This window comes from uncultured Brachyspira sp. (assembly GCF_944393015.1).
Classification (GTDB): Bacteria; Spirochaetota; Brachyspiria; order Brachyspirales; family Brachyspiraceae; genus Brachyspira.
Genome location: NZ_CALXYQ010000038.1, coordinates 1 through 14,102, shown reverse-complemented (window position 1 = coordinate 14,102; position 14,102 = coordinate 1). Strand labels below are relative to the sequence as shown.

Sequence of the window (14,102 nt, the reverse complement as noted above, 5' to 3'; positions counted from 1 at the left end):
TTATGAGAGAGATATATATGATAAAAAAAAGAATATGTATAATAATATCTGTATTTATTTTTGCTTTGAATTTATATTCTCAAGAAAATGTTCCTCAATATCCTCCTGAAAATCCTGAATTCATATCTCCAAATGATATAAAGCCGGGTATGGAAGGTGTCGGATATTCTGTATTTAAAGGAACTAATATAGAACCTTTCAGAGTGAGAGTGCTTTCTGTTTCTAAATATTCTGTTAAAACAAGAATTTTAGTAGAATTCTTAGATGATCATTTAAAAAAATCAGGAATTGTTCAGGGTATGAGCGGTTCTCCTATATATTTTGATGGAAAATTAGCCGGTGCTTTAGCTTTTGGTTGGTTATATAATAAAAATCCTACAGGTGAAATTACACCTATTGAGTATATGTATGAATTATATAATGATTCATATTATACTAATACTAATAATAATGTTTCTTTTTCTTATAATAATTTAAACTTAAATACTTCTCATAAAACTCCGCTTTTTGTTTCAGGAATAAGTCAGTCCGCTATTGATGAGTATTCAGAGAAATTTGAAAGTATTGGTTTTCAAATTTTATCAGCTGATAATAGTTTGGAATCTTTTTCATCTACTAATGATAAATTTTTATTTGGAGATTCTATGTTTATGCCATTTAGTGATGGTGATTTTTCTGCTGGTGCTATTGGTACTGTTACACATACGGATAATGATAAATTTTTAATTTTTGGGCATGAAGCTGGAGATAGTCTTGGTAGATTTGTTGTGCCAGTATCAAGATCTTCTATAGCTTATATATTTCCTAGTTATAAAGCATCTTTTAAAAATCCTTCTTCTCCTTCTTCTAATTATATAGGATATACATTATATAATTCTCCTTATGGTGTTTCAGGTAAATATGGGGAACTGCCTGATAATGTTATGATTCCTATTAAATTAAATATCAATTACAGCAATTTTCCTAAAAAAGAGTATAATTTTAGAATACTTAATAATGCATATATATTTCCTAATATTATAAATATGAATATCTATAATTTTGCTAATGAATTATCTTTTGATGGAATATTTACCATTAATTATGAAATAGAAACTGATTATTTTAAAGATGTGATAAAAATTAGCGATAAAGTATTCAATTTATCCGGAAGAAGTTTAGCAAATAGCATTAATAAATTTTTATCTCCTATTTTTACTTTATTAAATAATAAAACTGACAATATTACTATTAAATCAATAAAAATTTCTATGAATCAGAAAGATTTGCAGTATGGTTCTATGGCTGATTTATTAGTTATGGAAAATAAGATTTCAGCAGGCGATACTATTCATTTAAAGTTAGGAGTTGTTCCTTATGGTAAGCAAAAAGAATATATAGATATTCCTTTAAAAATACCTAATAATTTAAAATCAGGAACATATACTATTTATATAGGAAATGAATATGGTTATGAAGATGTTGAAAATCAGTTGTTTCCTAATAAATATTCAGAAGGAAGTTTGGATTATATATATAAGATAATGAATAGTGATTATAGTTATGATACTTTAAAAATATGGTTTTATCCTTCTCAGAATGAGCAGCAAGATGAGAATTCTTCTTATCCTTTATTGCCTTATTCTAGATATTCAATAACTGCAGTAAATATGGATTCAGATGCATATTCGCCACCTGTAATAAAGAATTATGAACTTAATTATGATATAATAGGGTTAAAAAAAATAGATATCAAAATAGAGGAAAGCCGCAAATGATAAAATATTGTATTTATCATAATGCTTGTAAATAATGAAAAATATTGTATTATGTTTCAATATTGACGGAGAATATTAATGGTAAAAAATATATTTATAATAATTTTAATATTTATTATATCATTAAATATATATTCACAGGAAAATCTTCCAGCTTATCCTCCTAAAAATCCTGAAATTATATCTACTAATGATATAAAAATAGGTATGGAAGGTGTGGGATATACTGTTATTGAAGGTACTAATATACAGCCTTTTAAGGTTAAGGTTCTTTCTGAAGGAAGAACTATTATAGTTGAAGCAGAAGGCTTGAATTTAGAACAATCAGGAATTGCAGTTGGTATGAATGGTTCTCCTATATATTTTGATAATAAGCTAGCAGGAGCAATATATTTAAATTATAATTGGGAGTTTAATAAGGATTCTACAGCTATGTTAAAACCTATTGAGAGTATGCATAAATTATACGATTATTCATATTATAGCCATACTAATATTACATTATCAAAAAAAAATGTTTATAAAAACCTTAGATTTTTTGCCTTTAATATTGAAGGTAAATATATTGAAGAATATGCTAATTATATCGATATATTGGAATCTACTTATGAGTATGGTAGTATTTCTGATACTAATCAGCACAATAAATTTTTTTCAGGCGATTCTATATTTATTACATTTATGGACGGAGATATAATATTAGGTTTTCCTGCTACTATTACAGATTCAGATGATGAGAAATTTTTAACATACATTGATAATGAACATAATATTGGCAGATTTATGGCTCCTGTATCAAGGTCTTATGTAAATTTTGTGGGTTCACTATATCTGCTTTCTTTTAATAAAGTTACTCCGTATAATAATTATTTGGGATATACATTGTATAGATCAAGTGATGGTATTGCAGGAAAATACGGTGATATACCTCCTGATATGATGATACCTATAAAGTTAGAAATTAAAGATGATAGTTTTCCAAAAAAAGAGTATAATTATAGAATACTTAATGATGAAGATTTATTTCCTGATTTGTTATCAGCAAGTGTTTTGGATAAGTCAAATAGATTATTGCCAACAGGAGTATTTACTATAAATTATGAAATAGAAAGCGATGATTTAAAAGAGCCTATAAAAAGCAGTTCTAAAATATTTAATTATTCATCAGATAAAGAATTAAGTGAAGATATTATGGATTTTTTATCTCCTATTTATTCTCTAGTAGATATGATCAGCATAAAATCAATAAAAATATCTGTAAATCAGAATGTTGGTTTTAAATATGCTTTATTAGACGATGTATCTGTTGTAGAGCCTAGAGTTTCAGCAGGAGATACTATACATTTAAGATTAAAAAGCTTAATATATGAAGAAAAAAAGGATTATATAGATATTCCTGTAAAGATACCTAATAATTTAAAAACAGGTGTTTATACTATTTATATAGCAGACGGATATATGTTTGAAAGTAAAGATAAAGAATTATTTCCAAATAGATATTATCCGGCTAGCGAAGAAGACATATATAAAATATATAATAAAAACTATACTTATAATAATTTGAAGATATGGTTTTATTCACAGTCAAGAGGAATTCAAATAGGAAGCAGTGTTTATCCTACATTGCCTTCTTCAAGGTATGGAGTTATGGCAGATTATGCAGGTTCGGATAAACAAGCAGTTGTTAATCCTGTGATAATAAAAAATTATGAAATGCCTTATCCAATTATTGGATTGAAAAAAATAGATATAAGAATAGAAGGGGACAGAAAATATGAAAATCGTTAAGATTATAATTGCTTTGCAGCTGGTATTAATATTATCTTCTGCGAATGTTTTCGGAGTTGTTACCAGAACATTATCAAGCGACAAAAAAGGTTTTTATGATAATGGTGTTTATGACGGAATAATGCTCACAGAACAAGGAAGCTTAACATTAGCTCCTATAATAGAACAGAATGGTGTAATTGCTGGTAAAGATATATGGAAAATGTATCCTGCTAATGACGGCAGTATGTTTGCTGCTATAAGCGGAAGCGGTGCTGAACTTTATAAAAGAACTGCTGATGATACTAACTTTACATTATTTGCTTCAGAGAAAGGTGAAAATGCTTTTACTGCAGTTATTGCTGATAGTGAAGGAAATATATATGCCGCTACAGGTCCTTATGCAAAGATAATCAAATATGACAGTCAGGGAAATGAGCTTTGGAGAAAAACTTTAGATGATACTTATATCTGGGATATGAAGTTCGATGATAAAGGAAATTTATTTGCTGCTGCCGGAGGAAATAATGCTAGAGTATTAAGAATTTCATCTGACGGTAATATTAAAGAAGTATTAAAAACAGAAGAACAGCATGCTATGTCCTTATTATATGATGAAAATGGTAATAAACTTTATGTTGGTACTGCAGGAAGAGGACTAGTATTAGTTATTGATTTATCTACAAATTTAGAAAATCCTTCATACAATGTTCTTTATGATACTGCTGAAAATGAAGTTTATGCTATAACTATGGATAATATAGGTAATTTATATTTTGGAACTTCTACAAGACAGCCTGCTTATTTGATACTTCCTTCTATAATAGACGGAGATAAAAGACCCGATGAAAGTGAAAATGAATTTAGAAACTCTTTATATAAAGCTGATACTAATGGTACAGTTCAAAGATTATTTTTCTTAAATCAAACATTAGTTTTAGCATTAAGCAGCGATAACAATAATAATATATATTTTGTTACAGGAGATACTGCTGATATATATAAAATCGGAGGAAATGACGGACTTTTATCATATATAGGCGGATTAAAAAATAAAATACTTTCTACATTCGCTGTTTCCGATGACGGACTTTATTTTGCTATATCAAAAACAGGCGAGATATACAGAGTAAAACATACTTATCCTGATAAAGGTACTTTTACAAGCGATAGTTTAGATTTAAAACTTTTAAGTAAATTAGGAAGTTTAAGTACAATGTCCACTATTCCTAACGGTTCTTCTATATCTATTGAGGTTAGAACAGGAAATGTTGCAAGAGTTGATAATACTTGGAGCAGTTTTGTTCCTGTAAGTGCTGACGGTAAAATAGATCTACCTTACGGAAGATTTATTCAGTTTAGAGTTACAATGACAACTTCTGATACAGAAACTACTCCTGTATTAAATTCTATAGATTTGAGTTATGTTGAAAATAATCTTTCTCCTGAGGTTTTAAATGGAGGACTTACTACTTATTATCTTCAGCAGAACGATTCTACATCAACAGCTAAAAATCCTCAATTAGAAGAAAATGAATCTATGATTTATTGGAAAGGCAGTGATCCTAATGGTGATAAACTTATATATGATTTGGAATATAGATTAAAAGGCGAGAAAAATTATAGAAAATTGGCAAGTAATTTATCAACATCATATTTTAAATTTGAATCTTATTTACTTCCTTCAGGAATTTATGATTTTAGAATAACAGCAAGCGATAGATACGATAATCCTATAAGCATTGCTAAAACTAAAACTTTAGAAGTATTCAATGTAAAATATGATAATGATCCTCCTGAAATTTTAGATTTCAATGTTACTGGAAGCGGTGCAAATAGAAAAATTACTTTCAGAGTAGAAGATAAATTATCTTTCATAAAAACAGTAAGATATTCTACTATAACAGGCGAATGGAAATATATTGTTCCTGATGACGGTATGTTGGATTCTATGAATGAAGTATTTACTGTTAATATAGAAGATGCTAATGCTGGTTCTGTTACTATTGAGGTAATGGATACTGCCGGCAATACTAAATATTATTCATTCTTAATATGATTATTTAATTGATAGAGAATTTTAATAGGGCTAGTGAATTTATAAATTTACGAGCCCTTTATTTATGTATAAGGTTTGGTTTTATGAGAAAGTTATTTATTTTTATATCTATATTTATATTTTATGTTTCATCTTGTCAAAAGAATGAAATAATTATTCCTGATAATTTGAAAACTATGCTTATAAAGGATATTAATGATGATAGAAGTTTAAATCCTTTATATAGAGAATTCAGAGGTGCTTGGTTTTCTACTGTAAATAATATGGATTGGCCTCTTGAGGGAAAAAGTGAGGAGGAGCAGAAAAAACTTGCTTTAAAATATTTAGACACATTATATAATAATAATTTCAATGCTGTATTTGTACAGGTTAAGCCTGATGCCGGTGTAATATTTCCTTCAAAGATAAATCCTACTACTAGATATTTTTTCGGAAAAGATTCTACTAATGAAACAGATGATTATCCTTTTAAAACTGATATGCTGAAATTTATTATAGATGAAGCTCATAAAAGAAATTTAGAAGTTCATGCTTGGTTTAATCCTTATAGAATAGCCGTAACTTATGATACTAATAAAAGTTATGCAGAGCAGTTTTCAAAAAAGAATTTTATTCATGTATATGCCTATTCCAACAATTTAAAACCTATTCATTGGTATGATAATAAACTTTATTTAGATCCGGGCGAGCCTATAAGTGCAAAGTATGTTATAGATTCTATCATGGAAGTTGTTGAAAATTATGATATAGACGGTGTGCATTTTGATGATTATTTTTATCAGAATATGATTGATGATAAAACATACAAATATTGGCCTGATGAAGCAAGTGCATCAAAGTATGCATCTAGTCAAGGTTATGATCCTTCCAATACAAATTATGATGATTACGGAGTTAATGGACTTTATGCTTGGAGAAGAAATAACATTAATACTCTTGTAAGTTCTATATATAAAGAAATAAAAACAAGAAAGCCTTATGTAAAATGGACTATATCGCCTGCAGGAGTTTGGAGAAATAAAGAAAAACTTTCAGATTATAATGGTTATGAATATGGAAGCGATACTCAGTCTTATAATCCTAATTTTGATGCTTTGCATGCTGATGTACTTTTATGGATGCTTAATGGTGAGAAAACTGAATCATTAAAAAATGCTACTGAAAAAGACGGAATAAATAAAATGTATGTTGATGCTATAATACCTCAGATTTATTGGAGTGATAAACATGAAACAGCACCTTTCGATATTATAGCTGATTGGTGGATTGAACAGGCTAAAAAATCTACTAATGGTAAATTGGCTGATTTATATGTTGGACATCCTCTTTATAAAATGGGCAGGGATACTAATGTGGAGCCTTGGCAGGATATAGATTTGATGTCAAAACAGGTTGATTATATAAGAACTAATGGCAGAAATTATATAAAAGGTTCTGTATTTTTCACTATGAGAAATATGTATAAAGATGATATTCATACAAAAGGTTTTGGTTATAAGGCTTTGAATTATTTAAAAGAAAATAGTTATCCTTTTAAGTCTATAATACCTACTATGAACACTATGAAAGATTTAAATACTTTACCTTCAGGTTTAACTAATCTTTATATAACAAATAAATTCAATAGTGTAGAAATTACTTTCACAGATTCAGGAGAATATAAAACTGATAAATATAATTGTGCTGTAGAAGGTACAAGCGTTTATTATTCTATATACAGAAAAGATATTGCTGAAGATTATATAGTTTTGATTGATAAAATAAGAAGAGAAAATTTTAATTCTGCTTCTAATGTAGTATATAATGATAAAACAGCAAATCCTAAAAAAACTTATATTTATTATATTACTGCTTTAGATAGGCTTCATAATGAGAGCATGCCTATTATGATTACAAATAGATAAATATAATGTTTACAAATATTTGTTTATATGGTTTAATTATGTTAACAAAATAAATTAATTGGAATATTATTATGGGTAATACTTTATTAAAAGATATAATTGCAGTAACAAAAGAATTAAACTCTAAATGTTCTAAAAATATAGAAGAGTTAAATTTAGAATTAGAAATATCAACTGACAGCAGAGATAATTTTAACGAGAGTAAATTATTTTTGGCAATAAAAGGAGAGAAGTTTGACGGAAATAAATTTGCATTAGAAACTTATAATAAAGGATGCAGATATTTTATTTTAAGCGATGAAAGTATAAAACTTCCAGATGATGCAGTAGTTTTTTATGCTGATGATACAATACTTTTCTTTATAAAGCTCGCTAGAGAATACAGAAGAAAATTCAATATACCTGTGATATCAATAACAGGGAGCTGCGGAAAAACCACTACAAAAGAATTAACTCATCTCTTTTTATCTACAAAATATAAAGCATTAAAAACAGAAGGCAATTTAAATAATGAAATAGGGGTGCCTAAAACAATATTTAATTTAGATAATAGTTATGAGATAGCAGTTATTGAAGCCGGTATGAATCATAAAAATGAATTGTTAAGAATATCTGAAGCTATAGAGGCGAATACTGTTATAATAAATAATGTAGAGCCTGTGCATATTGCTCATTTAGGTTCTATAGAAAATATTGCATTAGCTAAATCAGAGCTTTTTAATCATACTAGAGAAAATGCTAATGCTGTAATTAATAAAAATACTAATTGCTTTGATATATTAAAAAAAGAGGCTAGTAGAAATAATATAAAAAATATAATAGAAGCTGATATAAAAGAAATAATAAAAAAAGATGATAATACATTTGAGTATAAAGGCATAACTTTTAAACATAATTTAATCGGAGATTTTAATTTGCATAATGTTTTATCCGCATTAAAAGCAGCTGAACTTTATAATGTTGATTTACAAAAATGTGCAGATATTTTGATAACTTATGAATCTCAAAAAAACAGAATGCAGATAATTAATATAAAAGGATGTAATGTAATAAATGACTGCTACAATTCAAATCCTGCTGCATTAAAAAATATGATTAAGTTTTTATCTCAAAGAAGCGAATCAAAAAAGATTGCTGTAATAGGGGATATGCTTGAAACAGAAACAGAAAATTCAAGCTATCATAAAGATATAGGAAAAATTATAAATGAATTAAAAAACATTGATGCTATTATAGCAGTTGGAAAGCATTCAAAGGATATTTACGATACAGTTAATTGCGAGAAATATTATTTTGAAAATGCTCAAAGTGCTGTAGATAAAGTAAAAGAGTTTTTGAAAGATGATACTGTAATGTTAATAAAAGCTTCATTGGGTATGGGATTCTCTGTGATAATAGATTCTATAAAAAATATATAAAATAATAAAGGCTTAAAAATGAATAATTTAATACAAAATAATCATGTAATAGCTTTTATATTATTGGACGATAAAAAATTTAATGATTTTTCATTACAATTAAAAAAAGATTGGAATATAGATATAACTGTAGTAAGTCATAATAATAAAAATACATTTAATATCGAAGCAATAGATTTTGAATATGAACTTGCTCCATTCAATGTACCTGACAATGAAGCTGAAATATTGATGAATTATAATGATATAGATAATGCAACAAGAGAAAAAATACTCAGTCATAAATCATTTTTATCAATCAAGGTTAATAGTGAAAATACTAATTTCAAAGATATTGCTTTAACTTTCAGTAAGGTATGCTATTCTATAATAAAAGTAAATAATGTATCCGCCGTTTTGATAGGGGAGATTAATATTCTTATTTCTAAAGATACTTATTTATTTGAGATGAATGAATATATAAAAAATAATAAATACTTTCCAACCCGTTTATGGGTGAGAGTTGATGTTTTTTCAGATAATAACGGTAATCATGCCTATACTGAAGGACTTAAAAATTTCGGTAAGTATGAGATTATGGCTTATAAAACTTTAAGAGAGGTTGAAAGCATAATCAGGGTATTGATGATATTATCAAGAAGCATTATAGAAAATAATCTTAATCTTGAAGACGGCAATACTATGCAGACAGATGATGATTATATAGGAATGTTTAAATTCTTTGATAATAAATTTATAATGCTTGAAAAGAGTCTAAAAGATATAAATAAAAATCAATAGATTTGACAATAAAGACACTGTAATATATACTTTGAAAAGATTATAGATAGGGTAGGTATTATGAGATTTGTATTAATTATAATAAGTTTAATTATTTTAATAAGCTGTTCTAATAGCGAAGAAAAGAAAGAAAACAATATAAATCCTAATGTAAATACCAATTCAAACGCATTAGCCCAAAATACGAATACAATTATCACAAATCAAAATAATATAGTTACTAACAATATTGATAATAAAAATGATGTTATAGTAAGAAAAAATATATACCCTATAAAATCATATACAGAAAAAGAACTTGATGAAATACTTCTAGTTAGAATTAATAAATTATTAGAGTCGTATGGAAATGATGAAGAAAATGAAGAATTAATAAAAGAAAAAACTGAAAAAGAAAAAGAAAAATTAAAACCTATAAGAGATTTACTTATAAAAACTATCAATGCTGAAGATGAAGATGGTAATAATGCATTAATGCTTGCTATAAAATACAGTACAGACTCTATTATTTATTATGATTTAATAAAATGGATTGTAGAGCATGGCATTGATTTATCAAGTAAAAAAATATTTAAAACATTATCTTATGATTATCTTAAAAAAACATCTTATGATCATATTAGCAGTAAAGAATATTCAGATATTGCTTATTATTTGATAGACTCTGGAATATATTTCGACTATAAAGATGTATATGACTTAATGGTTAATAATGGTAATTCGGATATTATTAAAAAAATGCTTGATATATTATACGATTATAATTTTGAAAAAGTTGATTATAACTTACAAAGTGATTTATTATTTACTTCCATACATAATCAGGATATTGATTTAGTAAAATATTTTCTGGATCTTGGTGCGGATATTAATTCTCTAAATAGAATGAGGGATGGTTCTATAGGAACTCCTTTAATGTATAGTGCATTTTTAGAAAATTATGATATTGCTGATTATTTATTGGAAAAAAATGCTGATGTTAATATTAATTGTTTTCAAGACAATCAAGAATTAGAAAACATTTGGAATTATTATAGTTATTATACTGATGAAAGAGATGAAATAATAAATAACTTTCCTGTTTTAAGTCCTACAAATTTGAATGGTACTGTTATTATAGGAAATAATTATTATGATTTGATTGTAAAAATATTAAATAAAACAGCTCAGAATTTTAAATTAGCTAATACTATTTGTTATTATGAACCAACTTCTGAGTTTATTGTTAAATCTGATACTAATGATAAATATATGTTTATAGGAACTCCTATATTAAATCAGGAATATATAAATTATCCTGATGATTTTACAAGTGAGGAAGATAAATATTTTCATTATATAACTATATGGAAAAAAGAGGATAATAAAGCTTCATTTGTATCAGGTTTTTATCCTTTACAATATGCATTTTATCAATATACATATTTAAGAGATATTAATATTGCTGTATCAGGAAACTATATTACAGCAGAACAATATTATAGCGGTAAAACATATTATTACACATTTATTATAGAAAATAATGAATTATATTTAGATAAATTTTCTATGGGTAAATCTAATCTTATCTCAGTATCAGCTACTAATTTTGCAGAAGTACAAAATGAAGAGTATTATTATAATTATAAATCAGATGCACAGAAATTTAATCAAACAAGCAGAGTAAAACTTATTGATGTTGAAAAAGGATTTTTTGAACAGCTTATAGAAGACTATAATAAATAAATTATTAGTTTTTATTACAATTATGTATGAGTATGATTTTTTTAATACTGTTATTTGATAAGCATATACAAGTTATTGAGTATATACCTAAACAACTATATTTTGTCAAAAATGAATTTTGTAAATTGAAATATTTGCAGGGCTTTGCCCCGCCCCCCAGTTCTTTTATTGGTATAAAAGAACCAAAAGAACTGCATTTATAGTCTAAATTTAGGTTATATCCTATATTTAATAAGTATATGTTTAATATAAAGTTATAGTAATTGCGTTTTTTGCAACTTTTTTGTGCGGCAAAAAAGTTGATAATACATTTATAAAAATAAATAAATAAATTGACAAAATATATTTGTTTAGGTATAAACATTTCAAACTATTTTATAGTATAGTAAAGTTTAAAAAATTATATTAATAAAAAATTATTTTCCTTTACATACTCTGTTTGACACTTCATCAAAACCTTCTTCTATTGTAAGCCCCCAATCTGTTTTGATTTTATACCATTCTCTTACATATTCGCATTGATATTCTTTATTAGGAGGAAGCCATTCTACCGGGGATTTATCGCCTTTAGAACGATTTGCACCTTTTGATACGGCTACCAAATGATTTTCATTCTTCATATAATTATAGTATTCATTTTTCTTTTCTTTACCCCAATTACTAGCACCGCTGATATGTGCATTTTTCAAAGGTACTAAATGATCTATATCTAAATCTTTTGCATTAGTAAAATATTTTCCTGTAAACTTATCATACCATTTTCCGGATATCACTCTGTTATTAGATATGACAGGTTTTACTAATGATTCTCTGGCTAATACTTCATGTCTTGTATTAAGTCCGTCATTATCTTCATCAGCCCAATCTCCCCAATCATCTCTGTTGTATCTAGTAACAGTTTCTTTTTTGGGCTTTTCTGTTTTTGAAATTTCTTTTTTATTGTATATATTATTATAATAATAGTATCCTGCTGCTATTAATAAAATGAATAATATAAGTAAAGGAGATGATTTTTTCTTTTTTCTTCTTGCCATAGTCGTTCCTATTATTGTTAATAAAAATTGTTAGATATCTTTGTATTAGTATATAATAAACTTGGCGATACTAACAATTTTATATTTAGCTTTTTTATAAAATACCTAAACAATTACATTTTGTCAAAAATTATTTTTTTATTTTATTATTTGTGGGGACTAGCCCCCACACCCCCACTTCTTTTGTTGCCACAAAGAAGCAAAAAGGCTGCATTTTGGCTTTAATTGAATAAATTATATTACATGTAAAATATCTTTTAGTTATTTGGTACTAATTTTATCCTTGCACTTTTTGGTTCTTTTTGCGGCGGGAAAAAGAACAATAAAAAAATTGACAAATTTAAAAATTTTTAGTATATATTATTTTTTTATTATTTCCATACTCCATTCAGGACCGCTGTAAACTTTGTATTTATCAGAGAAATTACCCATATTCACAGCAACAGATAAATTAAGCTCTGAATTGAAATAAGCCATATTATCACCTTCAGGTACATCTCCGAAAGTATTGACAAGTTTAACCTCTCCGTTCCATACTAAATTTCCTTGATTGTATATAGAAACATTCAAAATATCTCCAACCTGTACTCCATTATCCAGCATTAATTGACGAGGAAGTGATGACCATACATTACCGTACTGTACATCGAGTATTGGAATATTAGCAGAGAATTTTCCGTTTTCAAATTTTGCTTTTTGATATTCTATTTTAGTAATATTAGTACCTAGAGATTTTCCAACCTGTTCAAAAGTTATTTGCTTTGAAGCTAATCTTGCACCAGTATATACATAAACATCTCTGCCATGAAAAGTGTATGATTCTTGTGAATTAGTGAGTCTGTTTACAGCCTCATCAATCTCCCTTACTTCTTTTATACCTAAACTTTCAGCAACAAAAGTTAAAGAACCATTATCAGGAGTTACAAAATAATAATTGTTAGTAGTTTTCATAACAACAGATTTTCTGTCAGTACCAACTCCCGGATCTACTACATTTACAAATACAGTACCTTCAGGCCAATATCTAGCAGTTTGATCTAGTCTTAAAGCAGCTTCCCAAATATTAAAAGCAGGTATCTCATGAGTAAGATCATAAACTTTTAAATCTTTATCTACAGTCAAAGCAACTCCATACATACTAGCAACTGCATTATCCTTTCTTCCGAAATCTGTTTGAAGTGCAAGAGGTGATTTATCTACTGTTTTTGTACATGATACTATTAAAGCAAATAATAATATTAATATATATTTTTTCATTTTATTTCCTATTTTTATAAGTAATATATTTTGATTAGTTAAATAATTAAGGGCATAAGAATTAACTCATGCCCTTAAAAAAATTGTTTTCAATGATTATTTAGTTTTAGCATTTAGAGCATCTTTTTGTCTTTTGATTCTTCTTAATGCTCTTTTGCGTTTAACTACTTTTCTATGTTGTTTTCCCACAGTATATATCTCCTTTAATTTTTATTAAATTTTACCGTCTGAACCTAATACATTAATTATTTTATGCATATAAAGTTTTTTCATTTCATCACGAGCAGGTCCTAAATATTTTCTAGGATCGAATTCTTTAGGATCATCATGGAATACTTTTCTAATAGCAGCAGTCATAGCAAGTCTTGAATCGCTGTCGATGTTGATTTTACAAACTGCAC

General features: G+C 26.8%; 10 protein-coding genes. 7 read left to right on the top strand and 3 right to left on the bottom strand.

All coding sequences use genetic code 11. The features are described from left to right. The first annotated feature begins 17 nt into the window (after positions 1-17). From Q0K19_RS11470 to Q0K19_RS11440, 7 genes are all read left to right on the top strand, one after another. Positions 18-1,757, top strand: coding sequence for a SpoIVB peptidase S55 domain-containing protein (locus Q0K19_RS11470; protein ID WP_297248062.1), 1,740 nt, complete (start codon positions 18-20; stop codon positions 1,755-1,757). A 78-nt stretch (positions 1,758-1,835) separates the two neighbouring features. Continuing rightward, on the top strand, positions 1,836-3,545 hold the full coding sequence (locus Q0K19_RS11465; RefSeq protein WP_297248060.1) for a peptidase S55 SpoIVB: 1,710 nt from the start codon (positions 1,836-1,838) through the stop codon (positions 3,543-3,545). Beyond that, positions 3,532-5,583, top strand: coding sequence for a sugar-binding protein (locus Q0K19_RS11460; protein ID WP_297248059.1), 2,052 nt, complete (start codon positions 3,532-3,534; stop codon positions 5,581-5,583). Before Q0K19_RS11465 ends, Q0K19_RS11460 begins: the two co-directional genes overlap by 14 nt. 83 nt (positions 5,584-5,666) lie before the next feature. Then, positions 5,667-7,487, top strand: a complete 1,821-nt coding sequence (locus Q0K19_RS11455) for a family 10 glycosylhydrolase (RefSeq protein WP_297248056.1) — start codon at positions 5,667-5,669, stop codon at positions 7,485-7,487. Between the two features lie 71 nt (positions 7,488-7,558). Beyond that, positions 7,559-8,905: a UDP-N-acetylmuramoyl-tripeptide--D-alanyl-D-alanine ligase gene (murF, locus tag Q0K19_RS11450; RefSeq protein WP_297248054.1), complete on the top strand. Its 1,347-nt coding sequence runs from the start codon at positions 7,559-7,561 to the stop codon at positions 8,903-8,905. An 18-nt stretch (positions 8,906-8,923) separates the two neighbouring features. After that, positions 8,924-9,685 (top strand): DUF4261 domain-containing protein, encoded by a 762-nt coding sequence (locus Q0K19_RS11445; protein WP_297248052.1) that lies wholly within the window; start codon positions 8,924-8,926, stop codon positions 9,683-9,685. 60 nt (positions 9,686-9,745) lie between these two features. Further along, positions 9,746-11,410: an ankyrin repeat domain-containing protein gene (locus tag Q0K19_RS11440; RefSeq protein ID WP_297248050.1), complete on the top strand. Its 1,665-nt coding sequence runs from the start codon at positions 9,746-9,748 to the stop codon at positions 11,408-11,410. Between the two features lie 416 nt (positions 11,411-11,826). Here Q0K19_RS11440 and Q0K19_RS11435 read toward each other — a convergent pair whose 3' ends face one another. The 3 genes from Q0K19_RS11435 to Q0K19_RS11425 form a co-directional block, all read right to left on the bottom strand. Beyond that, the gene (locus Q0K19_RS11435) at positions 11,827-12,444 is read right to left on the bottom strand and encodes a DUF1524 domain-containing protein (RefSeq protein WP_297248048.1); all 618 of its coding nucleotides are present in this window, start codon (positions 12,442-12,444) and stop codon (positions 11,827-11,829) included. Positions 12,445-12,804: 360 nt separating this feature from the next. After that, entirely contained in the window at positions 12,805-13,701 is an 897-nt protein-coding gene (locus tag Q0K19_RS11430) for an S-adenosyl-l-methionine hydroxide adenosyltransferase family protein (RefSeq protein WP_297248046.1), read from the bottom strand. Between the two features lie 213 nt (positions 13,702-13,914). After that, positions 13,915-14,102: class II fructose-bisphosphate aldolase (locus Q0K19_RS11425; RefSeq protein WP_297248044.1), on the bottom strand; the 188-nt coding region annotated here is incomplete at its 5' end.